At 68.7% G+C, this 25,611-nt stretch carries 23 protein-coding genes; 7 read left to right on the top strand and 16 right to left on the bottom strand.

Features of this window, described 5'->3' with window-relative positions; genetic code table 11:
- Window positions 1-53 precede the first annotated feature (53 nt).
- From ACNI65_RS13440 to ACNI65_RS13410, 7 genes are all read right to left on the bottom strand, one after another.
- Window positions 54-341, bottom strand: coding sequence for a DUF1330 domain-containing protein (locus ACNI65_RS13440; RefSeq protein ID WP_416757201.1), 288 nt, complete (start codon window positions 339-341; stop codon window positions 54-56).
- A gap of 49 nt (window positions 342-390) precedes the next feature.
- A complete protein-coding gene (locus ACNI65_RS13435; protein ID WP_416757200.1) occupies window positions 391-2,067 on the bottom strand; it encodes a CTP synthase in 1,677 nt (558 codons plus the stop codon).
- Window positions 2,068-2,128: 61 nt separating this feature from the next.
- Window positions 2,129-2,956: an alpha/beta fold hydrolase gene (locus ACNI65_RS13430; RefSeq protein ID WP_416757198.1), complete on the bottom strand. Its 828-nt coding sequence runs from the start codon at window positions 2,954-2,956 to the stop codon at window positions 2,129-2,131.
- Window positions 2,957-2,999: 43 nt separating this feature from the next.
- Window positions 3,000-5,609: a DNA mismatch repair protein MutS gene (gene mutS / locus ACNI65_RS13425; RefSeq protein WP_416757196.1), complete on the bottom strand. Its 2,610-nt coding sequence runs from the start codon at window positions 5,607-5,609 to the stop codon at window positions 3,000-3,002.
- Between the two features lie 101 nt (window positions 5,610-5,710).
- Window positions 5,711-6,127 carry a hypothetical protein gene (locus ACNI65_RS13420; RefSeq protein WP_416757194.1) on the bottom strand — a complete coding sequence of 139 codons (417 nt, stop codon included), beginning with the start codon at window positions 6,125-6,127 and terminating at the stop codon, window positions 5,711-5,713.
- Entirely contained in the window at window positions 6,124-6,594 is a 471-nt protein-coding gene (locus ACNI65_RS13415; RefSeq protein ID WP_416757192.1) for a Panacea domain-containing protein, read from the bottom strand. The genes ACNI65_RS13420 and ACNI65_RS13415 overlap by 4 nt, the downstream gene beginning before the upstream one ends.
- A 196-nt stretch (window positions 6,595-6,790) precedes the next feature.
- Complete coding sequence (locus tag ACNI65_RS13410) at window positions 6,791-7,759, bottom strand: inositol monophosphatase family protein (RefSeq protein ID WP_416757190.1); 969 nt, start codon at window positions 7,757-7,759, stop codon at window positions 6,791-6,793.
- A 123-nt stretch (window positions 7,760-7,882) separates the two neighbouring features.
- On the opposite strand from ACNI65_RS13410, the gene ACNI65_RS13405 reads away from it, so the two are divergent.
- Together ACNI65_RS13405 and cysE are read left to right on the top strand one after the other, a co-directional pair.
- The gene (locus tag ACNI65_RS13405; protein ID WP_416757188.1) at window positions 7,883-8,743 is read left to right on the top strand and encodes an RNA methyltransferase; all 861 of its coding nucleotides are present in this window, start codon (window positions 7,883-7,885) and stop codon (window positions 8,741-8,743) included.
- A 110-nt stretch (window positions 8,744-8,853) separates the two neighbouring features.
- Entirely contained in the window at window positions 8,854-9,621 is a 768-nt protein-coding gene (cysE, locus tag ACNI65_RS13400; protein WP_416757186.1) for a serine O-acetyltransferase, read from the top strand.
- Window positions 9,622-9,785: 164 nt separating this feature from the next.
- Here the strand turns inward: cysE and ACNI65_RS13395 are convergent, their stop codons facing one another.
- From ACNI65_RS13395 to yjgA, 3 genes are read right to left on the bottom strand one after another with little or no spacing between them, the layout of a single operon-like run.
- Window positions 9,786-10,289, bottom strand: a complete 504-nt coding sequence (locus tag ACNI65_RS13395) for an FKBP-type peptidyl-prolyl cis-trans isomerase (protein WP_416757184.1) — start codon at window positions 10,287-10,289, stop codon at window positions 9,786-9,788.
- A gap of 57 nt (window positions 10,290-10,346) precedes the next feature.
- Window positions 10,347-10,973, bottom strand: a complete 627-nt coding sequence (gene mog, locus ACNI65_RS13390; protein WP_416757182.1) for a molybdopterin adenylyltransferase — start codon at window positions 10,971-10,973, stop codon at window positions 10,347-10,349.
- Window positions 10,966-11,580, bottom strand: a complete 615-nt coding sequence (gene yjgA / locus ACNI65_RS13385; protein WP_416757180.1) for a ribosome biogenesis factor YjgA — start codon at window positions 11,578-11,580, stop codon at window positions 10,966-10,968. The genes mog and yjgA overlap by 8 nt, the downstream gene beginning before the upstream one ends.
- A gap of 121 nt (window positions 11,581-11,701) precedes the next feature.
- Here yjgA and pmbA point away from each other — a divergent pair, with 121 nt between their 5' ends.
- From pmbA to ACNI65_RS13370, 3 genes are all read left to right on the top strand, one after another.
- Window positions 11,702-13,069, top strand: a complete 1,368-nt coding sequence (gene pmbA / locus ACNI65_RS13380; RefSeq protein WP_416757178.1) for a metalloprotease PmbA — start codon at window positions 11,702-11,704, stop codon at window positions 13,067-13,069.
- A gap of 114 nt (window positions 13,070-13,183) precedes the next feature.
- Window positions 13,184-14,266, top strand: a complete 1,083-nt coding sequence (locus ACNI65_RS13375; protein WP_416757177.1) for a TRAP transporter substrate-binding protein — start codon at window positions 13,184-13,186, stop codon at window positions 14,264-14,266.
- A gap of 174 nt (window positions 14,267-14,440) precedes the next feature.
- Entirely contained in the window at window positions 14,441-14,833 is a 393-nt protein-coding gene (locus ACNI65_RS13370) for a type II toxin-antitoxin system RelE/ParE family toxin (RefSeq protein WP_416757176.1), read from the top strand.
- Between the two features lie 178 nt (window positions 14,834-15,011).
- On the opposite strand, the gene ACNI65_RS13365 is transcribed toward ACNI65_RS13370, so the two are convergent.
- The 4 genes from ACNI65_RS13365 to ACNI65_RS13350 are packed head-to-tail and all read right to left on the bottom strand — an operon-like array spanning window position 15,012 to window position 20,355.
- The gene (locus tag ACNI65_RS13365) at window positions 15,012-17,006 is read right to left on the bottom strand and encodes a response regulator (RefSeq protein WP_416757174.1); all 1,995 of its coding nucleotides are present in this window, start codon (window positions 17,004-17,006) and stop codon (window positions 15,012-15,014) included.
- Window positions 17,007-17,009: 3 nt separating this feature from the next.
- Window positions 17,010-17,468, bottom strand: a complete 459-nt coding sequence (locus ACNI65_RS13360) for a response regulator (protein ID WP_416757172.1) — start codon at window positions 17,466-17,468, stop codon at window positions 17,010-17,012.
- Window positions 17,469-17,470: 2 nt separating this feature from the next.
- On the bottom strand, window positions 17,471-19,744 hold the full coding sequence (locus ACNI65_RS13355) for an ATP-binding protein (RefSeq protein ID WP_416757170.1): 2,274 nt from the start codon (window positions 19,742-19,744) through the stop codon (window positions 17,471-17,473).
- Complete coding sequence (locus ACNI65_RS13350; RefSeq protein ID WP_416757168.1) at window positions 19,741-20,355, bottom strand: biliverdin-producing heme oxygenase; 615 nt, start codon at window positions 20,353-20,355, stop codon at window positions 19,741-19,743. The genes ACNI65_RS13355 and ACNI65_RS13350 overlap by 4 nt, the downstream gene beginning before the upstream one ends.
- A 277-nt stretch (window positions 20,356-20,632) precedes the next feature.
- Between ACNI65_RS13350 and ACNI65_RS13345 the strand changes: the two genes are divergently transcribed.
- On the top strand, window positions 20,633-21,007 hold the full coding sequence (locus tag ACNI65_RS13345) for a response regulator (protein ID WP_416757166.1): 375 nt from the start codon (window positions 20,633-20,635) through the stop codon (window positions 21,005-21,007).
- Between the two features lie 167 nt (window positions 21,008-21,174).
- On the opposite strand, the gene ACNI65_RS13340 is transcribed toward ACNI65_RS13345, so the two are convergent.
- Window positions 21,175-22,515 carry a sigma-54-dependent transcriptional regulator gene (locus ACNI65_RS13340; RefSeq protein WP_416757164.1) on the bottom strand — a complete coding sequence of 447 codons (1,341 nt, stop codon included), beginning with the start codon at window positions 22,513-22,515 and terminating at the stop codon, window positions 21,175-21,177.
- Window positions 22,508-24,403 (bottom strand): sensor histidine kinase, encoded by a 1,896-nt coding sequence (locus tag ACNI65_RS13335; protein WP_416757162.1) that lies wholly within the window; start codon window positions 24,401-24,403, stop codon window positions 22,508-22,510. The genes ACNI65_RS13340 and ACNI65_RS13335 overlap by 8 nt, the downstream gene beginning before the upstream one ends.
- Before the next feature lie 283 nt (window positions 24,404-24,686).
- Here ACNI65_RS13335 and ACNI65_RS13330 point away from each other — a divergent pair, with 283 nt between their 5' ends.
- Window positions 24,687-25,610, top strand: coding sequence for a branched-chain amino acid ABC transporter permease (locus ACNI65_RS13330; RefSeq protein ID WP_416757160.1), 924 nt, complete (start codon window positions 24,687-24,689; stop codon window positions 25,608-25,610).
- The last annotated feature ends 1 nt before the right edge of the window (window position 25,611 follow it).

Raw genomic sequence — 25,611 nt, 5'->3', positions numbered from 1 at the left:
TGCGGCGCGCATGGTGCCAGCAACGGGTTACCGCTGCTGAACAAGCTGCGGGCTCAGACCCCGTCGACGACGATCATGCGCATGACGCCGGCGTGCTCGCGCAGCGACTTGGCATGCTGATAGGTCTCGGAGTCGTAGAAACGCCTGGCCGCGTCGCGGTCGGCGAACTTCAGCACGACCAGCCGCGAGGGCGTCCAGGGGCCTTCCAGCACCTCGACCGCGCCGCCGCGCACCAGGACCTCCGCGCCATGCTCCTGCATCGCCTTCGTGCTCCATTCGCGGTACTTGGCCATCTGGTCAGCATCGGTCACGGTCACGTCGGCAATGATGAAGGCGGGCATGGGGCGGTGTCTCGATCGGTGATGTCTGAAGTCCCGGACCCTGGGGGTCTCAGGCGGCGGCGGGGGCGCTGACCTCGTGGCCGGCCTTGGCCTTGTGGTCCAGCGCGGCCTTGATGAACGCGATGAACAGCGGGTGGCCGTCCCACGGCGTCGACTTGAACTCCGGGTGGAACTGCACGCCCATGTACCAGGGGTGCACGTTGCGCGGCAGCTCGACGATCTCGGTCAGCTTCTCGCGCTGCGTGATCGCCGAGATCACCAGGCCGGCGTCCTGCAGCTGGTCCAGGTACTGCTCGTTGGCCTCGTAGCGATGGCGGTGACGCTCGGTCACGACCGGGCCGTAGATCTCGTGGGCGAGCGTGCCCGGCTTGACATCCGAGCTCTGCGCGCCCAGGCGCATCGTGCCGCCGAGGTCCGACTTCTCGTCGCGCTTCTGGATCGAGCCGTCCGCGTCCTGCCACTCGTCGATCAGCGCGATGACCTTGTGCGGCGCATCGGGTTCGAACTCGGTGGAGTTGGCGCCGTCCAGGTGGGCCTTGTGACGCGCGTACTCGATGGTGGCGACCTGCATGCCCAGGCAGATGCCCAGGTAGGGGGTCTTGTGCTCGCGGGCGTACTGGGCAGCGAGGATCTTGCCCTCGACGCCGCGCTTGCCGAAGCCGCCGGGCACCAGGATCGCGTCGTACTTGTCGAGCTGCTTCACATGCTCGCGGTCCAGCGTCTCGGAGTCGACATACTCGATGTTGACCCGGGCGTGGTTGTGGATGCCGGCGTGGCGCAGCGCCTCGTTCAGCGACTTGTAGCTGTCCGACAGGTCGGTGTACTTGCCGCACATGGCGATGGTGACTTCGGTCTTGGGGTTCTCGACCTCGTTGACCAGCGTGTCCCAGCGCTTGAGGTCGGTGGACTTGGTGTTGAGCTGCAGCTTGGTGCAGATCAGCTGGTCCAGACCCTGCTCGTGCAGCACGCGCGGCACCTTGTAGATCGTGTTGACGTCCCACATGGAGATCACGCCGTACTCCGGTACGTTCGTGAACAGCGAGATCTTCTCGCGCTCGTCGTCGGGCACGCGGCGGTCGGCGCGGCACAGCAGCGCGTCGGGCTGGATGCCGATCTCGCGCAGCTTCTGCACGGTGTGCTGGGTGGGCTTGGTCTTGAGCTCGCCGGCCGCGGCGATCCACGGCACGTAGGTCAGGTGCACGAACGCGACGTTCGTCGGGCCCATCTTCAGCGACATCTGACGGGCGGCCTCGAGGAAGGGCAGCGACTCGATGTCGCCGACCGTGCCGCCGATCTCGACGATCGCCACGTCCACCGCGTCGGCGGTGCCGTGACCGGCGCCGCGACGGATGAAGTCCTGCATCTCGTTGGTGATGTGCGGGATCACCTGGACGGTCTTGCCGAGGTAGTCGCCGCGACGCTCCTTCTCCAGCACCGACATGTAGATCTGTCCGGTGGTGAAGTTGTTGCTCTTCTTCATCCGCGTGGTGATGAAGCGTTCGTAGTGGCCCAGGTCCAGGTCGGTCTCCGCGCCGTCGTCCGTGACGAAGACCTCACCGTGCTGGAACGGCGACATCGTGCCCGGATCCACGTTGATGTAGGGATCCAGCTTGATCAGGGTGACCTTGAGGCCGCGGGACTCGAGAAGCGCCGCGAGAGAGGCCGATGCGATGCCCTTGCCGAGGGAGGACACGACACCGCCGGTGACGAAGACGTACTTGGTCATTGTCTTGCAGCGCCTGGGTCTTCCGAACGGAACCCGAAAACGCCGTGGTGGTAAAGCGCGATTATAGCGATGCCGTCCTGCCCTTCATCTCGCCCATCAACTCGAGGACCAGGTGCGCCGTCTCGTCGGGTTTCTCGAAGGGGTAGAGGTGCGTGCCCTCGAACCAGCGGAACAGGTCCTTGGCCAGCGCCTTGGAGCCCGCGGCGGTGGCCTGGCGCAGCTCCTCGGACTGCGTGCCCGCGATGAAGGCCACCGGGCACTTCGGCGCATGGCCCTTGAGGATGCGCGGCAGGTTGTGCGGCAGCGTGTTGTAGATGCGGGTCTCGATCTCGCGCGTGAAACCGAGCCGGACCTGGCCGTCCTCGTGCTCGTCGAAGCCGCTGGCGATGTAGTCCTGGAGCACGCGCGGATCCCAGCGCGCGAACTTGCCCTTGGCGGCGAAATGCGTGTGCACCTCGTCGCGGCTGGGCCACTCGTAGCGACGCTGATGCGAGATCTTGCCCGGCGAGACCTTCTTGATGAAACCCGCGGACTTGGCCACGCGCAGGCTGTGCGCGCGCCATCCGTCGATGACCGGGGAATCCAGCATCACCAGGCCCTGGACCAGCGCGGGTTTGCGGCAGGCCGCCAGCAGCGACAGCAGACCACCCAGCGAGTGCCCGATCAGCATCACCGGACCGGCGGGTTTCACCTCGTCCTGGATGAAGGCCAGCAACTCGTCGCGCAGGTGCGGCCAGTTGCTGGTGACCGGATAGCGCGGGTCGTGGCCGATGCGCGGCAGCGCGTGCACCGTCCAGCCCGCGTCGCGCCAGATGTCGAAGAGCACGCGATAGCAGCCCGACGGAAACCCGTTGGCATGCGAGAAGACGATGGTCTTGGGCGATGTCATGGAGCGGGTCTGTGCGGGCGCGGTGCAGGGGGCAGCGGTCGGGTCAGGCGCGCGCGGCCAGCAGCGACTTCAGCTGATAGAGCGCGGCATGGGCCTCGCGCGGGCTGAGCGCGTCGGGGTCCAGGTCGCGCAGCGCGTCCAGCAGCTCGGCGGTGTCCGGCGCGGCCATGGCGAGCTCGCCTGGGGCGGGTTCAGGCGGCGGGGCGAAGAGGTCGATCTGCGTGTCGCCCTCGGTCGCGCGCGCTTCCAGCGCTTCCAGCGACGCGCGGGCCTGTCGCACCACCTGCGCGGGCATGCCCGCCAGACGCGCGACCTGCACGCCGTAGCTGCGGCTGGCCGGACCGGGCTGGATCTCGTGCATGAAGACGATGTCCTCGCCGCTCTCGATCGCCGAGACATGCATGTTGACCGCCTGACCGTGCTTGGTCGGGAACTCGGTCAGCTCGAAGTAATGGGTGGCGAACAGCGTGAACGCGCGGCACTTGTCGTGCAGGTGCGTGGCGATCGCGCCGGCCAGCGCCAGGCCGTCGAAGGTCGAGGTGCCGCGGCCGATCTCGTCCATCAGCACCAGCGACTGCTCGGTCGCGGCGTGCAGGATCGCGGCGGCCTCGGTCATCTCCAGCATGAAGGTGGACTGCGCGTTGGCGAGGTCGTCGGCCGCGCCGATGCGGGTGTGGATCGCATCGATCGGGCCGAGCCGGCAGGCCGCGGCCGGGGTGTACGAGCCGATCGCCGCCAGCAGCGCGATCAGCGCCACCTGGCGCATGAAGGTGCTCTTGCCGCCCATGTTCGGGCCGGTGATGACCAGCAGCTTGGTGCGGGCGTCGAGCCGGCAGTCGTTGGCCATGAACTCGCCGGCGCCGGTCTCGCGCAGGCGGGATTCGACGACCGGATGGCGGCCGCCCTGAATGTCGATGCACGGATGCGAGACGAACTCCGGACGGCACCAGTTCAGTGTCGCGGCGCGTTCGGCCAGCGCAGCGAGCACGTCCAGCGACGCCAGCGAGCGGGCCAGTCCGCCCAGCGCGCTCATCTCCTCGGTCAACTGGTCCACGACCAGTTCGTAGAGCATCTTCTCGCGGCTCAGCGCGCGTTCGCTCGCGGACAGCGCCTTGTCCTCGAAGGCCTTGAGTTCGGGCGTGATGAAACGCTCGGCGTTCTTCAGCGTCTGACGGCGCGTGTAGTCGGCGGGGACCTTGTCCAGACCGCTGGTGGTGACCTCGATGTAGAAGCCATGCACCTTGTTGTACTGGACGCGCAGGTTGGCGATGCCGGTGCGGGCGCGCTCGCGGACCTCCAGCGCGATCAGGAAATCGTCGCAGTTGGTCTGGATCGCGCGCAGGTCGTCGAGTTCCTCGTCGAAGCCCTTGGCGATGACGCCGCCTTCGCGCAGCAACGCCGCGGGCTCCTCGGCGATGGCGCGGCTCAGCAGCTCGGCGATGTGCGGCGAGGCGCGCAGGCCCTCGGACAGCTGGTCCAGCAGCGCCGCGCCGGCGGGCACGGTCTGCGCCAGCTCGGGCAGGATGTGAAGCGTGGCGCGCAGGCCGGCGAGCTCGCGCGGGCGCACCTGGCGCAGCGCGATTCGGGCGGCGATGCGCTCGACGTCGGAGACCTGACGAAGCGCCTCGCGCAGCGGCTCGAAGCCGGTGGTCATCAGTTCGGCGATCGCGTCCTGGCGCTCGCGGGCGGTGGCGCGCTCGCGCTGCGGATGCAGCAGCCAGTGGCGCAGCGCGCGGCTGCCCATGCCGGTGCGGCAGGTGTCCAGCAGCGACAGCAGCGTGGGGGAGGTCTCGCCGCGCAGCGTCTGGGTCAGTTCCAGGTTGCGCTGCGTGGCCGGTGGCAAGTCCAGCAGGTCGGTGGCGCGCAGCACCTGCAGGCGCTTGACGTGGGTGAGGGCGCGGCTGCCCTGGGTGCTCTCGGCGTAGGCCAGCAGGCAGGACGAGGCCGCGTGGGCCGCGCTCATGTCCTGCGCGTTCAAGCCCTGCAGGCTGGCCACGCCCAGCTGCTGGCAGAGCTTGCGCAGGCCCAGCGTGGCGTCGAAGTGCCAGGCCTGGCGGTTGGTGATGGGCAGCCGGGCGGCGAGCACCGCGGCGGGATGCTTCTCGCGGTCGACCAGCACCTCGGCCGGCGACAGGCGCGCCAGCCAGGCGCCCAGTTCGCGTTCGCCGCATTGCGCCAGGCCGATCTCGCCCTGCGTCATCGACAGCCAGGCCAGGCCGATGGTCTTGCCCTGCGTGGAGATCGACAACAGGATCGCGTCCTGCTTGTCGGCGAGCAGTTCCGAATCAGTGATGGTGCCGGGGGTGACGACGCGCACGACCTTGCGCTCGACCGGGCCCTTGGTGGCGCCGACCTCGCCGACCTGCTCGGCGATGGCCACGGATTCGCCGAGCCGGATCAGCTTGGCGAGGTAGGACTCGAGCGAATGCACGGGGACGCCGGCCATGACGACGGGTTGTCCGCCGCTCTGGCCGCGGGTGGTGAGCGTGACGTCCAGCAGCGCGTTGCACTTGCGGGCGTCGTCGAAGAACACCTCGTAGAAGTCCCCCATGCGATAGAAGACCAGCGTGTCGGGGTAGTCGGCCTTGATGCGGAAGTACTGCTGCATCATCGGCGTGTGCTGGCTGAAATCGTCGGTCGCGGCGCTGCTCATCGGAGGAGGGAAATGGACAACGCCCTCGGTGGGAGGGCGTTGTGGTGGGTGGCTGGGTGGGGAGTGTAGGGCATGGCCGATCACGGGGGCGTGATCGAGCGTCATTGGTAGAGACGATGCTCGGGATCGAGCCAGACGACGTAGAACACCTCGTCGACCAGGATCCCGTGCACGCGGCCATGCTTGTTGGCGCTCAGCTGGAACTGCCAGGCTTCGTGGCCTTCCCATTCGTCTGGCAGGCGCGGAAACCCCTGTTTCTCGGTCGTTCCTCGCCAGTGGTGTCGATGTGCGCGGAGCGCCTTGGCCTTGCTGCATCGAAACTCTTCCACTTGGAGCGAGGAGATCGCTTGCAGCCGAGCCAGCAACTGCTGCAGATATCGCCTGGCGTCGTCGGTTTGTTCAAACCCGAACTTCATCGTGGTCTGCAGCAGGCGAAACGAGAATTTCAGCAAGTCATCCGGCAGTCCTCGGGTGACGTGCTCGCGAGTCCTGGGAGTCAGGGGCCGGCGCTTGTTCATGCGGCCTCCTTGCGTACATCCTCAGACTTGAAGAAGCGCTTCATTGATTCCTGCGTGACTTCCTCGCGGCAGCCTTCATGATGATTGGACAGACCGTGTCGAGCTTCCAGCCACGGATCTTCCATGCGGGTGCGGATGTGCAATGAGTAGCCGGTATCGATGCCATAGAGCTCGATCACCTCGTCGATCAACTCGCGCAAGCGCGTGTCGAGATCCTGAGGCGCTTCGATGGGCTCGACGATCGGCCGCCCCCAATGGCCGTTGTAGAGGTCATGGACGGCAGGCACTGTCGGCCCATGCATCCAGGCCTCGATCCGCTCAGGGAATGCGGGCTCTTCGAAATGCGCGAGATGCCAGCCCTGCACGTAGTACAGCAGCTTGTGCAACTTGGCGGTGGTGATGGGATCGCCGACCTCCTGGAAAGCGGCAAGGATGTACTCGGAGATCTTCTGGGCGCTGGACGGCATGGACTTCACCTCACGGCATGTTGTGCGAAATGCGTGAGGCCATGCTAGGTCGGGCCAGCGGCGCGCCGATCGAGCCCTTCGCGCCAAAAGCGACAAAGCCCTCCAAGGGAGGGCTTTGTCAGCGGGCGTTGGGATCGCCCGAATGTCCGATGGCATCGGCCTTCTCGGCCGTGTCAGACCTTGTCGGCCGAGAGAATCAGGCCTGCGCGTCGTCGTCCGTCTTCTTGATGCGAACCGGTCCCCGCTTCTTGGGGGCCTCGGCGGCGCCGTCCACGGCGGCGGCCTTCTTCTTGGGGGTCGGCTTGTCGGCGGACTCCTCCCCCGCGGCGGCATCGGCGTCCAGGTCGTCCTGCGAGATCACGCGGGAGTAGGGCGCCAGGATCTGCACCAGCGGGCCGTAGATGCGCGGCGTGCCCGCGACGATCTCGCGTTGATGCAGGAAGTCGGGCTCACCGGTGAAGTTGCCCACCAGGCCACCGGCCTCGGTGATGATCAGTGACCCCGCGGCCACGTCCCACGGATTCAGACCGGTCTCGAAGAAGCCGTCGTAGTGGCCCGCGGCCACGTAGCACAGGTCCAGCGCGGCGGCGCCGGGGCGGCGCACGCCGGCGACCTGCGTCGAGACTTCCTCGAACATCTTCAGGTAGCGCTTGAAGTTGTCGCCGCGTCGGAACGGGAAACCCGTGCCGATCAGCGCGTCGCTCATCCGCGTGCGCTTGGACACGCGGATGCGCTTGTCGTTCAGGAAGGCGCCGCGGCCGCGCGTGGCGTAGAACAGGTCATTGCGCGTCGGGTCGTACACGACCGCCTGCTGCACCACGCCGCGATGCGCCAGCGCGATCGACACGCAGTAGAAGGGCAGGCCGTGGATGAAGTTCGTCGTGCCGTCCAGCGGGTCGATGATCCACTGGAACTCGGAATGCTTCGCGCCGTATTCGCGGCCGGATTCCTCAGCCAGGATGCCGTGGTCGGGGTAGGCCTGCAGCAGCGTCTCGATGATCGCCTGCTCGGCGGCCTGGTCCACTTCGGTCACGAAGTCATTGGGCGACTTGGTGTTGATCTTCAGGATGTCCAGGTCCAGCGACGCGCGGTTGATGATCGCGCCGGCGGTACGCGCCGCCTTGATGGCGACGTTGAGCATGGGATGGTGAGCGGCTTGCGTCATGCGGGACGTTTTCCTGTGGAAGAAGTGGACTGGCGAAAGGAAAGAGCAAGCGCCAGACGTCGATGTCGACCAACGTCCGGCGCGGATAATGCGCGATTTTGGCACAGACTCGTGGTTTCCCCTATGCCCTCGGCTGACTCCGGCCTGACCGCCACCCCCGCGCCGTCGGATCCGTCACGCGAATCCACCTCCAACGAGGGCGACGGCCCGACCCGCGATCGCACCCGTTTCGTCCTGATCGACACCAGCCATCCCGGCAACGTCGGCTCGACCGCGCGGGCGATGAAGGTGATGGGCTTCCGGGACCTGGTGCTGGTGCGACCGCGTTTCGCCGATGTGCTCAGCCAGGAGGAGACCGTCGCGATGGCCAGCGGCGCGGCCGACATCCTGGCCCGCGCGCGGATCGTGGATCGAGTCGAGGACGCGCTGGACGGCTGCACCTTCGTGTGCGCGACGGCGATGACGCCGCGCGACTTCGGCCCGCCCACGCGCCGGCCGCGCGAGCTCTTCGCGGAGCTCGTCGCCCAGGCGGACACCGGCGGCACCGCGCATCAGGTGGCCTTCCTGTTCGGGTCCGAGCGCTACGGCATGAGCAACGAGGACGTCTATCGCGCGCATGCCGTGCTGTCGATCCCGACGCATCCCGACTACGGCTCGCTGAACCTGGCGCAGGCGGTGCAGCTGCTGGCCTACGACTGGCGCCAGGCACTGGGCGGCTACGAGGTCCTGGCGCGCACCGCCGATCCTCGGCTGGCCGACGCGCAGGCGGTGCAAGGGCTGCTGACGCACCTGGCGTCCAGCCTCGTGCACCTGGGTTACCTGGATCCGGCCTCGCCCAAGAAGCTAATGCCGCGCCTGAACCAGTTGTTCAATCGCGCGGCGCTGACGCAGGAAGAGGTGCATATCCTGCGCGGCATCGCCCGCGCGATCGAGAAGACCGCGCCCGCCGCCGGCACGCCCCCCGCACTCGGGGGAGACGAGTAAGCCCCGCGTCGGCTCCAGAAGACCTCCACCCGGCAAGGGTGAGGGGCGCCGCTAAACTGGCCGACCCTCCATCACGAGCCCCGAGCGGGCTTCCATCGGGTTCCCCCACCATGTTCCAGCGTCTTCGCGAAGACATCGCCTGCATCCTCGAACGCGACCCCGCCGCCCGCTCGGCCTGGGAGGTGCTGACCTGTTATCCGGGTCTGCACGCGCTGATGGTGCATCGCTGCGCGCACTGGTTCTGGCGGCGTGGATTCCGCTGGCTCGGGCGTTTCACCTCGCACATCGGCCGGTTCCTGACCGGCATCGAGATCCACCCCGGCGCGACCATCGGCCGGCGCGTGTTCATCGACCACGGCATGGGCATCGTCATCGGCGAGATGACGGAGATCGGCGACGAGGTCACGATCTACCAGGGTGTGACGCTGGGCGGCACCTCGCTGGTCAAGGGCGCCAAGAGACACCCGACGCTGGCGCGCGGCGTGATCGTCGGCGCCAACGCCTGCATCCTTGGCGGCTTCACGGTCGGCGAGGGCGCGCGCGTGGGCTCGGGCGCGGTGGTGACCAAGCCGGTCCCGCCGGGTGCGACCGCCGTGGGCAACCCCGCGCGGATCATCGAGGCCAAGGGCGACGCGCAGCGCGAGGAGGCGGCGGCCCGCATGGGCTTCTCGGCCTACGGCGTGACGCAGGGCGACGATCCGGTGGCGCAGGCCATGAAGGGTCTGATCGACAACGCCGCGGGCCAGGAGCACCAGATCGCGCTGCTCTGGCAGGCGATCGCGAAGCTGTCCGAGGCGGAGAGAACCGATTGCGTGCCCGAGGGCGCGCAGCAGGGCGAGCACTTCGACGCGGACGAGTTGTCGCGGCTGGTGAAGTAGCTCTTCAAGTCTCTTCAAGTCCCCTCGCCCGCGAAGCGGGAGAGGGCGGAGGATGAGGGCTCTGCAAAGGGCACCCAGCCCTCACGCGAGCCCTCACCCCCACCCCTCTCCCGCTTCGCGGGAGAGGGGCTTCTCAGGCAGAGGCTGCCTGAAGGGGAAGCGGATCAGTGATGGTGACCGTGGTCGCCGTGGGCGTGACCGTGGTCGATCTCTTCCTGCGTGGCGGCGCGCACGTCCTTGACCTTGACGCTGATCTTCAGGTGCTGGCCGGCCAGCGGGTGGTTGCCGTCCAGGTGCACGCTGTCGCCCTTGATCTTCACCACGGTGAAGACGTGGAAACCGTCCTCGGCCGTGGCCTCGTCCTCGCCGTCCTTGGCCTGGCGGATCTGCAACTGGCCGCCGACCTTCACGCCGGGCGGGAAGTCCTTCTTGGGGATGCTGATCAGCAGGCTCTCGTCGCGCTCGCCGAAACCGGTCTCGGGCGTCAGCTCGATCGTGGTGGCGAAGCCCTTCTCCTGGCCTTCCAGCGCCGCCTCGATGGCCGGCAGCGTGTTGCCGTAGCCGCCGATGAGCAGCGCCATCGGCTCATCGGTCTTCTCGATGACCTGGCCGAGCTTGTTGGCGACCTTCAGTTCGACGGTGGCGATGGTGTCCTTGGTGATCTTCATGGGGTGTTGCTTCTCGTGGAGTCGTTCGTTGAAACGGGCGTGGGCGCCGTGCTGGGATCAGCCCGGCCGCTTGGGCCGCTGGGCATTCTTGGGGCGGAACGCGGCGCACACGGCGTCGCGCGTTTCCAGGTAGGGGCCGCCGATCAGGTCGATGCAATAAGGCACTGCGGCGAAGATGCCGCTCGCGCCGGCATGCCCGGCCAGCGTCTCGGCGATCGCCTTGGGCTGACCGGGCAGGTTGATGATCAGCGCCTGGCCGCGGATCACCGCGATCTGCCGCGACAGGATGGCCGTGGGCACGAAGTGAAGCGAGATCTGCCGCATCTGCTCGCCGAAGCCCGGCATCTCGCGGTCGGCCACGTCCATCGTCGCCTCGGGCGTGACGTCGCGGACCGCCGGGCCGGTGCCTCCGGTGGTCAGCACCAGGTCACAGCGAGCGTCGTCGACCAGCGCGCGCAGCGTGTCGGCGATCCGCTCGCGCTCGTCGGGGATCAGCCGGGGCTGGAACTCGATCGGATTGATCAGCGCCGAGCGCAACCAGTCCTGCAGCGCGGGCAGGCCCTTGTCCTCGTAGACGCCGCTGGAGGCGCGGTCGCTGATCGAGACGATGCCGATGCGCACGGCCTCCGGCGGCGCCAGCGCGCCCGCGCCGTCATTGGCCGCGCTGGCATTGATCTCACGCATCGTCGTCCTCGTCCTCACCCTGTTCAGGCGCGTCGTCGCCGTCCGCCGAGGCGCCCTTGGCCGCGAGCACATGGCCCTTGATGAACTGGAACAGCTCGCGCCACGCGCGGCCGTTGCGCTGCTCGGGTGCCTGGGCGCGGTCCTTGCGCGCGGCGCGGATCAGGCTGCGCAGCTGCTGGACGTCGACCTCGTCGAAGCTGTCGATGAACCCCTGCAGCGCGGTGTCCTCGTCGACGAGGCGCTGGCGCCAGCGCTCGGCCTGATGCAGCTCGAGCGAGTCCTGCGCGCGGCCGAGCTTGAACTCGGCCACGGCCTCGCGGATCGGGGCGGGGTCGACCTGGCGCATCAGCTTGCCGATCAGCTGCAGGTGGCGCTTCTTGCCGCTGCGCGCGGTGCCGGCGACGATGCGGCGGCCTTCCTTGATCGCGTCCATCAGCGACTCGGGCAGGTCCAGCGCGGCGACGCGCTTCTCGGGCAGCGTCAGCAGCTCCTCGCCGAGCTGCTGCAGCGCGTCCATGTCGCGCTTGAGCTGGCTCTTGCTGGGGCGGTCGTCCTCGAAATCATCGAGGTCGTCGCGGTCGTGCGGGTCGTCGTGGTCGTCGTGCATGGGAGAAGAAAAGCGAGAAGCCCCGACCGGGAGGGCGGGGCACAGCGCCCGTATGATAGTCGCCACCCCGCCGCGGCCTCGGATTCCCCCAGGCCGCGCTGCTTTCAATGAGACCGCATTCATGAGTCAAGCCGAGCAAGGATTCGCCTACAGCCAGGACCAGTTCCGCCAGTTGATCGAGGACGTGCTGGGCGAGGCCAAGCGCCTGGGCGCCAGCGACGCCGGCGCGGAAGTGTCCGAGGGCAGCGGCATGTCGGTGTCCGTGCGGCGCGGCGCGCTGGAGAACGTCGAGCGCAACCGCGACAAGTCGCTGGGCATCTCCGTGTACCTGGGCCAGCGCAGAGGCAATGCCAGCACCTCGGACTTCTCGCCGCAGGCGCTGCGCGACACCGTGCGCGCGGCCTACGACATCGCGCGCTTCACCGCCGACGACGAGTTCGCCGGCCTGCCCGACGAGCAGGACCTGTCGCTGGATCCCGCCGCCCGGCCCGAGCTGGACCTGTTCCATCCCTGGGCCGTGACCGCGGAGCAGGCCGCCGAGCTGGCGCTGCGCTGCGAGGACGCGGCGATGAAGACCGACGCGCGCATCACCAACTCCGAAGGCGCGGCGGTGTCCGCGCAGCAGTCGCACTTCTTCTCGGGCAACTCGCGCGGTTTCCGCGGCGGCTACGCGAGCTCGCGGCATTCGGTGTCGGTGGCGCCGATCGCCGGCCGCGGCGCCGGCATGGAACGCGACGCCTGGTACAGCTCGATGCGCGACGCGGCGGATCTGTCGTCCGCGGAATCCATCGGCCGGTATGCGGCCGAGCGCGCGCTGGCGCGGCTCAAGGGCCGCAAGGTCAAGACGGCCAGCGTGCCGGTGCTGTTCGAGGCGCCGGTGGCGGCCGGGCTGCTGGGCGCGCTGGTGCAGGCCACCAGCGGCGGCGCGCTGTACCGGCGCGCGAGCTTCCTGCTGGACAGCCTGGACCGGCAGATCCTGTCCCCGCACGTGGAGGTCGTCGAGGACCCGCATGTGATCAAGGGCAAGGGCAGCTCCCCGTTCGATGACGAAGGCGTCGTGACCAAGGCCCGCACCGTCGTCGAGGCGGGCGTGCTCAAGGGCTATTTCCTGTCGACCTACTCGGCGCGCAAGCTGGGCCTGCGCACGACGGGTCATGCGGGCGGCTCGCACAACCTGACGATGCGCAGCAAGGCCACCGCACCGGGCGATGACCTCCCGACGATGCTGCGCCGGCTGGGCACCGGCCTGTTCGTGACCGAGCTGATGGGGCAGGGCGTGAACTACGTGACCGGCGACTATTCGCGGGGCGCGAGCGGGTACTGGGTGGAGAACGGCGTGATCGCGCACCCGGTCCACGAGATCACGATCGCGGGCAACGTCAAGGAGATGTTCCAGCAGATCGTGGGCATCGGCGCCGACACCTACACGCTGGGCAGCAAGACGGTGGGCTCGATCCTGATCGAGCAGATGAAGCTCGCCGGCGCCTGAGGCCGGCGGCCCTTCAGGGCTTGTCAGGTTGACGCCAGCCCGGCGGTGGTTAATCCTGTTTTCGCTCCGGCCCCCGAGAAGGGCCGACATCAAAGCAACGAAACAGGAGACTTCATGGAGCGTCGTTCGTTCGTCAAGAATGCCGGCCTGGCCGGCGTGCTGGCCGCCGGTGCGGCCCCGGCCATCGTGCATGCGCAGGCCAACATCCGCTGGCGCATGGCCTCGAGCTTCCCCAAGCAGCTCGACACGATCTACGGCGGTGGCGAGGTCTTCGCCAAGAAGGTCAGCGAGCTCAGCGGCGGCAAGTTCCAGATCAGCGTGCACGCGGGCGGCGAGTTGATGCCGGCGTTCGGCGTGGTGGACGGCGTGCAGAACGGCACGGTCGAGATCGCGCACACGGTGCCGTACTACTTCTTCGGCAAGGACGAGACCTTCGCCATCGGCGCGTCGATCCCGTTCGGGTTGAACTCGCGGCAGATGACGGCGTGGACCTTCCACGGCAACGGTCTGAAGCTGATGCGCGAGTTCTACCGGAACTACAACATCATCAACTTCCCCGGCGGCAACACCGGCGCGCAGATGGCGGGCTGGTATCGCAAGGAGATCAAGTCGGCGGCCGATTTCAAGGGCTTGAAGTTCCGCATCGGCGGTTTCGCGGGCCGGGTGATCGAGCGCATGGGCGGCGTGCCGCAGAACCTGCCGGGCGGTGAGCTGTATTCGGCGCTGGAGAAGGGCACGATCGACGCGGCCGAGTGGGTCGGGCCGTATGACGACCTGAAGCTGGGCTTCAACAAGGTCGCGCCGTTCTACTACTACCCCGGTTGGTGGGAAGGCGGTCCGCAGGTCGACTTCTACCTCAACACGAAGGCGTACGAGGGTCTGTCGGCCGAGTACAAGGCGATCGTCGAGGCGGCGTCGGCGTACACGCATGTGGACATGCAGGCCAAGTACGACGTGCTGAACCCGCCGGCGCTCAAGCAGCTGGTGGCGGCCAAGACCAAGCTGATGCGTTTCCCGAAGGATGCGATGGATCTGGCGTTCAAGGAGTCGATGGCGCTGTACAGCGAGTTGTCGGCGAAGAACCCGAACTGGAAGAAGGTGTACGAGGATTACGCCAACTTCCGTCGCGACCAGAACCTGTGGTTCCGCTTCGCGGAAGCCGGCTTCGACGACTTCATGCAGTCGCAGCGCTTCTGATCCTCGACGGCCCCCGTCAACACGGGCCGCGCTTCCGAAAGGGGCGCGGCCCTTTTCATTGGATGCCCCCGCCGGGGTGACCCGACACCCCCATCAGTTGTCCGACTTCAGGACGAATCAGTCTGAGACAAGACCTGGCACTGACCTCCATCGCAGCGATGCGTGGAGGTTGTCATGGGGGTGTATGCAACGGGGTGGTTCTGGCGCTGGATGCGACAGCACCGATTGCTGGAGCGCGATCTCTGCCGTGCCGTCAGCGAGATGGCGCGGGGACTGATCGACGCGGATCTTGGCGGCGGCTTGGTGAAGAAGCGAATTCCGAAGATCGGTCAAGGAAAGCGTGGCGGCTTTCGGACGATCGTGGCCAAGCCCAAATCGGTCGGATGGTTCTTCATCTACGGTTTCGCCAAGAGCGAAAGGGAGAACATCAGCGCAGCCAAGGAGGCGGACTGCCGGGATGCTGCTGACTGTTTCCACTTGCTCAGCCGTGAAGAACGCGCGAGGCGCGTCGACGTTGGACTACTTTTCGAGGTGAATTGCCATGCACAGGACTCGCACGACATTTGATCGCATGCTGCTGACGACCTACTTTGAGCTAATGCGTGCCGGCCTGGTCAGCCGAGCAAAGTACATGGGCGTCCAAGCCCGTTGCCGGCCCGTCGTGCAACCGCGCCGGGATTGCGAGTCGATCCGCCCGCGCAAGCGCCGCGCGCTCAGCGCGGCGGGCTCGCGACACTGAGCCGCATCAATCCCCACCACCCGCGCGCCCGAGCGCGCGCTGGATGGCCTGGGTGAGCGCTCCCAGCTCGATCGGCTTGGCCACGTACCCTTGGAAGCCCGCGGCCAGGCCTTCCTGGCGATCGGCGACCATCGCGAAGGCCGTCAGCGCGACCGCCGGCAGCTGGTCCGCGCTGCCGCCGGGCAACTGCCGCACCGCGCGGATCAGCGAGCGTCCATCCATCTCCGGCATGCCGATGTCGGACACCAGCAGGTCGTAGCGCTCCTCGCCTTCGCTGAGCCGCGCCAGCACCTCCGCCGCGCTCGTCGCCACGCTGACCTTCGCGCCCAGCCGGCTCAGTGCCACCTGGCCGACCTCGCGGGCGTCCTCCTCGTCATCGACGAGCAGCACCCGCACGCCCGACAGCGTCTCCTCGGACAGCTCCACCGGCGTCGCCACCGGTGCCGGTGGCGGCGCCTGGTCACGCAGCATCGGCAGGCGCAGCTCGAAGCTCGCGCCGCCGCCGGGGCCCGGGCTCTCCGCGCTGATGCGCCCGTGATGCAGCTGCGCGATCGCACGTGCGATCGCCAGGCCCAGACCCAGTCCGCCGACCTTGCGCGTCGAGGACCCATCCTCCTGGCGCAGCCGGTCGAAGACGAAGGGCAGGAACTCGGGCGAGATGCCGCGTCCCGTGTCCGTCACGCGCAGCAGCGCGCAACCGTCCTCCGCGGACACCGACACCTCCACGCGTCCGCCGTTGTCGGTGAACTTGATCGCATTGCCGATCAGGTTGGTCACGACCTGCAGCAGCCGCTGCGCGTCGCCGCCGATCCACACCGGCTCGGGCGCCTGGCAGTGCAGCGCCACGCCCTTGCCCTGCGCCTCGTGCAGGGCGCCGAGCACCGACTCCGACGCCAGCGCGGCCAGGTCCATCGGCGCGGTCTGCAGCACCAGCTTGTCGGCGGCGACCGCGCTCATGTCCAGCAGGTCGTTGATCATGCGCGCCTGCAGTTGCGCGTTGCGCCGGATCACCGTCGCGGCCTTGCCCAGCAGCGGGTGCGCGTCGGAGAAGTTGCCCAGGATGTCCGCCCAGCCGGTGATCGCGCTCAGCGGTGAGCGCAGCTCATGCGACAGCACCGCCAGGAACTGGTCCTTCAGCTCGTTGGCGCGCTCCGCCGCTTCCTTGCCCTGGCGCAGCGCCTGCTGCGCCTCGTAGGCCGGCGTCGAGTCCCGGATGATCTTGGAATAACCCGTGAGCGTGCCGCCCGCGCTGAACAGCGGTGTCACCACGCCCTCGGCCCGCAGTCGCGTGCCGTCCTGGCGCATCAGCCAACGGTCGTCGCGCGCCGCGCCCTGCGTGAGCGCCATCGCCAGCTCGTTCTCGAGCACGCCGGCCGCGCGGTCGTCCGGCGTCAGCAGGATCTCCGCCGACATCCCCCGCACGGTTTCCAGCGCATGGCCGAAGATCGTGCCCGCAGCGCGGTTCCAGTCCCGGATCCGTCCCTCGCTGTCGAGCAGGATCACCGCGTGGTCCTGCAGCGAGTCGACCACCCGCGCATACAAGGCATCGGCCTCGCGCAGCTGCGCCTCCACCTGCCGTTGCGCGTCGCGCTGCCGCACCTCGCGCAGTGCGCGGTCGATGGCCACGGGCAGGCGCGCCAGCCGCCCCTTCATGACGTAGTCGGTGGCGCCGCGCTTGAGCAGCTCTACCGTGTTCTCCTCGCCGATCACGCCCGACACGAAGATGAACGGCGTGCCCGGGACCCGCTGCTGCGCCAGCGAGAGCGCCTCCGCGCCGGTGAAGCCCGGCAGCTGGTAATCGGACAGGATCAGGTCGAAGCGTTGCGTCTCGAGCGCGCCCAGCAGCCCCGGCTCGTCCTTCACCCAGGTGATCCGGGCGCGCGGATGCGTGGTCTCGAGCGACGCCATCAGCAGCTCGGCGTCGAAGGTCGAGTCCTCCAGCAGCAGGATCTCCAGCGGCGGCGACACGCCGTCCTCGAGGGGCAGGGTCGGCTCAGACATGGCTCATTCGTAGCGACGGGCCGCGCGCAGCGATCCCGGAGGCGGTTCGTTGAGCACCGCCCAGAACACGCCCAGGTCGGCGATCGCGGTGACGAACTGCTTGAATTCGACCGGCTTGACGACATACGCGTTCACGCCCAGCTCGTAGCTCTGCACGACGTCGGACTCGGTCTGCGAGGACGTGAGCATCACCACCGGAATGCTCTTGAGCCCGGCCGTGCCGCGCACCGCCTTGAGCACCTCCAGCCCGTTGACCTTGGGCAGCTTCAGGTCCAGCAGGATCACCGCCGGGTTGCCCTCGGCGCGGTCCGCGTGCGTGCCTTCGCGCAGCAGGTAATCCAGCGCCTCAGCGCCGTCGCGCACGACGATCACCTCGTTGGCGAGCTGGCTGCGTTCCAGCGCCACCAGGGTGAGCTCCAGGTCGCGGGCATCGTCTTCAACGAGCAGGATGGGCTTGAGCATGGTCATCGGTCGACAAGGGGGAAGGGGGACTGCGCGAGCATCTCGCGCGTGGGCAGGGTGAAGGTGAATCGGGCACCGCGTTCGGGCTCGCCCCAGGCGTCGATGCGCCCGCCGTGGCGCTCGACGATGCGGCGCACGCTGGCCAGTCCGATGCCGGTGCCTTCGAACGTCTCGGTCTGGTGCAGGCGCTGGAAGACGCCGAACAGCTTGCCGACGTACTTCATCTGGAAGCCGACGCCATTGTCCGCGATGGACAGGCCCACGCCGGTCTCGTCCTGGATACCGGCGATCTCGATGCGCGCCACCTCGCGCGGCCGCGTGTACTTGACGGCGTTGCTCACGAGGTTGCGCACGGCTACCTGCAGCAGCACCGGGTCGCCCCACAGCACCGGCAAGGGGCGCTGGACGACCCACTCGATGCGGCGGTCCTTGTGTTGCTCGGTCTGCTCGGCGATCAGGTCGTCGATCAGGTGCTCGGTGGGGATCCTGGCGTGCTTGATCGCCGAGCGGCCCATGCGCGAGAAGTCCAGCAGCGCGTCGACGAGTTGACCGGCATGCGCCGAGGCCTCCTTCACATGCGTGAGGTAGCGCTGCGAGCGCGGCGTCAGCGACGCGCCCTCCATCTCCATGACGAGGTCGACGAAGCCGGCGATGTGGCGCATCGGCGCGCGCAAGTCATGTGAGACCGTGTAGGAGAAGGCTTCCAGCTCCTTGTTCACACGGCCCAGCTCCATGGCGACCTCGGCCATCTCCTCGGCGCGGCGCAGCACGATGCCGATCAGCGCCTGGCGCAGTTCCTCCATCGCGTGGACCTCGCCCGGCGTCCACGCCAGCGAGCGCCCGCCGAGCTGTTCCTTCCAGCTCGCGAAGCTGCGCCGCGGATGCAGGCGGTCGTCGGCGCCGACGGCGGATTCCTTGCGCGGGTCGCCGGCCCAGGTCACGGTCTGCACGATCTCGGGCCGGAACCAGACGATGTGATGCCGGTGCAGCCGCGAGATCGAGATCGCCAGCAGGCCCGCCGTCGATCCCAGCACGCCCTCGCTCATGCCGTCGAGCGAGGCGGCGTCCTGGGGCAGCCGGTCGCTGTGCCAGACCCGGTCGATGCGGTTGGCCAGCCATGCGCCCAGCGCCAGCAGCGTGGTGCGGTCCGGCGTCTCGCCGACCGTCCAGCACTGGTCGTTGAGGATCACCGCGGCGCCGGCGGCCCGGCCCAGCCGCAGCAGCGGGCCGGGCTCGTCGACCAGGCGCTGCAGCGTCGCGTCGCTGTCGGCGAGCTGGGCCACGATGGCCAGCGTCAGCTGGCGCAGCCGCAGCTGCTCGGTCACCTGCTCGTTCTCTTCCTTGGCCTCGATCTGCAGCGACAGCAGCTGGCCCAGATGCTCGCAGGCCATGCGCGTTTCCCAGGGCAACTGTCGCGGCGCGTGGTCGTGGCAGGACACCAGGCCCCAGAGCTTGCCGCCGACCACGATGGACACCGACATCGAGGCCAGCGTGCGCATGTTGCGCATGTACTCGAGGTGCACCGGCGACACGCTGCGCAGCGCGGACTGCGACATGTCCAATGCCGTGCCCTCGCGCCCGTCGACGAAGCGCACCGGGACCGGCTCGTAATGGGCGTCGGCGATTAGCCGGATGTGGTTGACGCGGTACAGCTCGCGGGCTTGCGCCGGGATGTCGGAGCCCGGGAAGCGGTGCCCGGCGTAGGCGTCGTAACCGGGGTCGACGGACTCGGCGAGCACCTCGCCGTGGCCCTCGGCGTCGAAGCGGTAGGCCAGGCAGCGGCCGAAGCCGGTCAGCCGTTTCATCTCGGCGACGACGACGCGGCACAGCTCGTTCACGCCGCTGGTGCGCTGCATCAGGGGCACGAGGTGGCGTGCCAGGCTGTAGATCGGCGCGCGCGTGCCGGTGTCCTCGCTGTCGGGCTCGAGCTCGAAATGCACGAGCGTGCCGAGCCGGTGGCCGGCCACATGCAGCCGGCGATCGCCCACGGTCAGCGTGCCGCAGGACACCGGACCCTCGCCGTCGACGAGCCGGTGGCGCGTGGTGGTCACCAGGTCGAGGGCGCCCTCGATGCGCGCGGCGAGCAGGTCGGGCGTGCCGGCGAGCAGCGTGTCCCAGTTGTCGCTGAAGGCCACCAGCGCGCCGGTGCGGCAGTCCACGACGGCCAGCCAGCCGTGCGGCTGGATGGCGCCGGGCACGCGGATCGGCTCGCTCGCGCACTGCGCGAGCTGCTGATCGGTGGCCGCGGCCGTGGCGGCGGAGAGGGCGCGTGTCATCGATCCAGCGCGCCGAAGGTCTCGATCAGCGCCTTGAAGGTCTGGACCGCCGCCTTGCAGGCGGCGGTGCGGCTCGCGGCGTCGCCGCCGGCGGTGTCCTGGGCCAGCGCGCGGAACTCCCGCCACATCGCGCCGGTGCGTTCGCCGTAGCCGTGGAAATAGGCCGCGCCGCGGTCCGGCGTCAGGCCTTGTCCGGCCAGTTGCCGGGTCAGCACCTGGCCGCCCAGTGCCGAGCCTTCGAGGACGTACAGCGATCCGATCGCCGTCGCCGGCGAGTCGAGCATGATTCGGTGCTGCGCGGCGCGCGCGGCGTCGCGCATGGCCAGGTCTTGCGTGAGGCCCAGCGCGGCGATGTCGCGCGCGGCGAAGGGCGCGCGCTGGCGCTCGTCAAACCAGGGCCGAAGCCGCTCGGGCAGGGCGTGACGCACGCGCATCTCCCAGAGCGTGAGGAACTCGTGGAAGCCCTGGACGATGCGGCCGTAACGCGCGATCGGCATCGGCGCCTCCAGCCGCAGCAGCGCCTCGATGTCCTCGTGCAGCGGGCCGGTGCAGTGGCGCAGGCGCGGCAGCAGCTCGGTGGTTGTCTCGGTCGTCGTGGCTATCGTCGTCATGGAACTCGGGGAAGCGGGGCGCGCGGATTATGGGCAGAAAGGCGCAGGGCAAGAATCCGTCCCGCCCCTATGGACGAGGGGTTCGGGCGACTCGCGGCGATCCGCGCAAGAATGCCGGACTTCTCCGAGAGGGCGCGAGGTCACGTGGGCACGTCGATTGCCGGTGAATCCATGGACCGCGAATCGCACGCCGTCCCTTTCATCGTCCGTCCCATCGCGTCATCAGCCGGTCTCCCCGCCGGTCTGTCGACGTGGACCTCTTGCCGCAGGGTTTGCCATGTCCCCCCACGCCGTCATCGTCGACGACAACCTCGAGTCCAGCGAGACGCTGGGCATCCTCCTCGAACTGGAGGGTTACAGCGCGGCCACCGCGGCCTCGCTCGCCGAGGCGCGTCAGCGACTCGCGGAACGCCGGCCGCAAGTGCTGATCCTGGACCGCGCGCTGCCGGACGGGCAGGGCATGGACTTCCTGACCGAGGCGCTGGCCGGCGGTCCGATGACGGTGGTGATGCTGACCGGGACCTCGGACGCGGGCGATGCCGCCGAGGCGATCCGCCGCGGCGCGAGCGCCTACCTGGTCAAGCCCGCGACGATCGATCAGCTCAAGGCCGTGCTCGATCAGGCGCAACAGGGCGCGCGTCAGGCAGCCTGACGACGCCTTGAGCGGATCCTTGAAAGCTCCCTCGCCCGCGAAGCGGGAGAGGGCGGGGGGTGAGGGCTCTTCGAAGGGCACCGAGCCCTCACCCGAGCCCTCACCCCCACCCCTCTCCCGCTCCGCGGGCGAGGGGAGTCAAGAGGCCGCGCGGGAATGCAGCGATGTCAGCGGAAATCGTCCAGCTGGATCCCGTGACGGTGCAGCTTGTCGTACAGCGTCTTGCGCGGCGTGCCCAGCAGCTCCATTGCCGCGGGCACCTTGCCGCCTGAGCGGCGCAGGGCCTGCTCGATCAGCGCCTTCTCGACCATCTCCATCTGACGCGCCAGCGCCAGGTTGGGCACCGCCTGGATCGCGGCGCTCGAATCGAGGTCATCCAGCGCCAGCACGAAACGGTCGGCCGCGTTGCGGATCTCCCGCACATTGCCCGGCCAGTCGTGCGCCATCAGTTCGCGCAGCTTGTCCGGCGTGAGCTCCGGCGCCTCGCGCTCGTAGCGCTTGCAGGCCTGCGCGACGAAGTGCTCGAACAGCAGGGGGATGTCCTCCCGGCGCTCGCGCAGCGGGGGCAGCACCAGCGTGGCGATGTTGAGCCGGTAGTACAGGTCGCTGCGGAACTGGCCGCGCTCGCCCATCTCCTTGAGATCGGCCTTGCTCGCGGCGATGAAGCGCACGTTGATGACCTGCTCCTCGTTGGAGCCCAGCCGCTCCACGCGCCGTTCCTGCAGCACGCGCAGCAGCTTGATCTGCAGCGGCACGGGCATGGTCTCGATCTCGTCGAGCAGCAGCGTGCCGCCGTTGGCGTGCTCGATCTTGCCGATGCGGCGCTTGCCCGCGGAGGTGAACGCGCCGGACTCATGGCCGAAGAGCTCGCTCTCGAAGAGCGCCTCGGGCAGCCCGCCGCAATTGATCGCGACGAAGTGCCGGTCGCGGCGCGGGCTCTGGTCGTGCAGGCAGCGCGCGACGAGTTCCTTGCCGGTGCCGGTCTCGCCCAGGATCATCACGTCGGCCGACGTGGACGCCAGGTTCAGCACCTGGCGGCGCAGCTGCTGCATCGCGGCGGACTTGCCCAGCAGCGCGGCCTCGATGCCGCTGGCCGCGGACAGCTGCGCGCGCAGCTCGTCGGCGGAATGCCGCAGCATGCGCAGGTCCAGCGCGCGGCGCGCGGTCTCCAGCAGCCGCTCGGGCGCGAAGGGTTTCTCGATGAAGTCGTAGGCGCCGTTGCGCATCGCCTGCACGGCCATGTTCACGTCGCCATGCGCGGTGATCAGGATCACCGGGATCTGCGGATCGGTCGCCTGCACGTGCGCCAGCAGCGCCCGTCCGTCCATGCCGGGCAGGCGCACGTCGGTGATGACGATGACCTGCGCGCCGGGCTGCACGTGCGGCAGCGCCTCCTCGGCCGAGCGGCAGGGCACGACCGCGAGCCCCTCGAGCTCCAGCGTCTGCGTCAGGCTCACCCGCACCGGCAGGTCATCCTCGACGAACACGACCTTGTAGCCCTCAAACATACTGACCCTCCTCGGCCTGCCAGGTGTCGACCTCCAGGTCGAATTCGAAACTCATGCCCTGGTCCAGACGGTGCGCCCGCAGCGCGCCGCCGAACTCGTGGACGATCTTGGATGAGATGACCAGCCCCAGCCCCAGCCCCTCGCCGGCGGGCTTGGTCGTGAAGAAGGGCTCGAACAGGCGCGGCAGCAGCGATTCGCTCAGCCCCGGTCCGGTGTCCTGCACCTGCACCAGCACGCGCCGACCATCCTCCAGCGGCAGCGCGGCCACGCGCAGCCGGCGGGGATGATCCTCGGGGCTGTCGTGCGCGGCCTCCGACGCGATCGCGTCGATGCCGTTGCCCAGCAGGTTCACCAGCACCTGCTCCAGCCGGTTGGACTCGGCGCTCACCCGCAGCCCGGGCGGCACGTCGACCTCCACCGGCAGGTCCAGCGCGCGGGTGCGGTGCTCCAGCAGCAGCCGCGCGTTGTTGACGCTCGCCAGCAGCGACACGGCCGTGCGCGCGGGCTCCGCCTTGCGGGCGAAGCTCTTGAGCTGGCGGGTGATCTGGCCCATGCGTTCGACCATGTCGTCCATCGTCTGCAGGTTGTCCGCGACCGCTTGCAGGCGGCCGGCCTCCAGCAGCCGTTGCGAATTCCGTGCCAGCGCGCGCAGCGCCGTCAGCGGCTGGTTCACTTCATGCGACAGGCCCGCCGACATCTGCCCCAGCACCGCGAGCTTGCTGGTCTGCAGCAGCTCCCCTTCGGCCTGGCGGCGCTGGGCGATCTGGTCGAGCAGCTCCTCGTTGATCTGGCGGAGTTCCGCCGTGCGTTCATCCACGATGCGCTCCAACTGCGCATGCGCGTTCTGCAATTCGGTCTTGGCGTGGAAGAGCTGGCGCAGCGCGCGCCGTCTCGAGGCCAGGTACAGCAGCAGCATGCCGATCGCCGCGCCGAAGGCCGCGCCGCTCCACGCCGCGAGCCGTGCCTGACGCCGGACCTCGGACAGGTCCGACAGCGCCAGCAGCCGCAGGCCCAGCGGCAGCAACTGCCGCTCCTGGGCCAGCAGCGTCGTGCTGGCCGGCGCGGGCGCGCGTACCAGCAGGCTGTTGTAGGCCTCCAGCGCGCCGGGCAGGCCCAGGTCCGGACCCACGCGCGGATAACGCGCGCTGGCCTGCAGGCGGTCGCGCTCGGACGCGTCCGCGCGGTTGAGCACCGCGTAGCGCCAGTCCTCCACCGAACTCATGATCACCACGCCCTGGTCGTCGGACACCAGGATGCGCTCGCCTTGCGATCGCAGCCCGAGGTCCACCCAGGTCGACTCCAGCGGCGCCAGGTTGAGCTTGACGACGATCACGCCTTGCAGCTGCTGGTTGCGGCGCAGCGGATGCAGCAGGAAGAAGTTGGTGGAGCCGCTCAGCCCGGCCTGGCCGGCGTCGGAGGCGAAGAAATGGTGGCGGTCCTGCTCGATGGCCTGCTGCAGGCGCAGCGGCGGCGTGAGCGGCTCGCTGGACGCGAGCACGCGGCCCTCGGGGTCGGCCACGAAGATCTGCGTCGTGCCCGCGCGCACGTTCACGCGCGCCAGCACCAGGCTGGCGGACTTGCGCAGCGCCTCGTCGTCGGGATGCTCGACGAGCCGCGTGACGTCGCCGTCGATGGCCAGCAGGCTGGGCAGGTAGGCGTGCCGGCCGAGCTCGGTCTGCAGGTTGGAGGCGTAGAGCTCCAGCCGCTCGGTGGCCAGCGCGCTGAGCTGGTCCAGGCTGGCGCGTTCGCTGAGCCGATGGCCCAGCAGCAGGCCCAGCAGCATCAGCACGCCGGTCAGGTACAGGTAGAAGCTGGGCCGGCCCAGGAAGTGCGCCAGCCGCTGGCCAGCGGACGAGGACGCGAAGGAGGAGGTGACGACCGGTTCCATGGAAGACAAGAAATCGGCGCCCAGTGTGCCCAAGTTGGCGCGCGACCGGCACCCGGTGCACCGGCTTTTTTGCCTCTGGCGAGGATTCGCCCGGCTGGCTAGGCGGTTTGTGCGGATTTCCGCACCTCGTTGCGTCACCGAGACTGGGAACACAACGTCGACCGGTGCGCACGCATGCCAGCTTGTCGGTGAATACCCTTGAAACGGACGGTCTGGCACGGGGGTTGCACCCCGGAGCCCCGTCACGCGGCGCGAGCCGTGTCCAACAACATGCTGGGGCCTTATGGAGATACTTTTTCAGCAGATCATCAACGGCCTGGTGCTCGGGAGCATGTATGCCCTCGTCGCGCTGGGCTACACGATGGTTTACGGGATCATCAACCTCATCAACTTCGCGCACGGCGAGGTGCTGATGGCCGGCGCCCTGGTGAGCTGGACCGTGGTGACCGCGCTGGCGGGCCTGGGCCTGCCGGGCTGGCTGCTGATGATCATCGCGCTGGTGTGCGCGATCGTGGTCTGCACGCTGCTCAACTTCACGATCGAGAAGATCGCCTACCGGCCGCTGCGCAACGCCCCCAGACTCGCGCCGCTGATCACCGCCATGGGCATGTCGCTGCTGCTGCAGACGCTGGCCATGATCATCTGGAAGCCGAATCCCAAGCCCTTCCCGCAACTGCTGCCCACCGACCCGATCCAGATCGGCGGCGCGGTGATCACCGTGACGCAGGTGCTGATCCTGGTGTCCACCGTGGTGATCCTGGGCGGTCTGCTGTTCCTGGTGAACCACACGAAGATGGGCCGCGCGATGCGCGCCACCGCCGAGAACCCGCGCGTGGCCGCGCTGATGGGCGTCAAGCCTGACGCGGTCATCTCGCTGACCTTCATCATCGGCGCCGCGCTGGCCGCGGTGGCCGGCCTGATGTGGGCCGCCAACTACGGCACCGTGCAGCACTCGATGGGCTTCATGCCCGGGCTGAAGGCCTTCACGGCCGCGGTGCTCGGCGGCATCGGCAACCTCGCCGGCGCGATGGTCGGCGGCGTGCTGCTCGGCCTGATCGAGGCCATCGGAGCGGGTTACCTGGGTGACCTGACCGGCGGCGTGCTGGGCAGCCATTACGCCGACATCTTCGCGTTCATCGCGCTGATCCTGGTGCTGACGCTGCGTCCGTCGGGCCTGCTGGGCGAACGTGTCGCCGACCGCGCCTGAG

Origin of the sequence: Roseateles sp. So40a, from assembly GCF_048081605.1 — a bacterium.
In the GTDB taxonomy this organism is placed as follows: Bacteria; Pseudomonadota; Gammaproteobacteria; order Burkholderiales; family Burkholderiaceae_C; genus Roseateles.
This window is presented reverse-complemented; position numbering and strand designations above follow the sequence as displayed.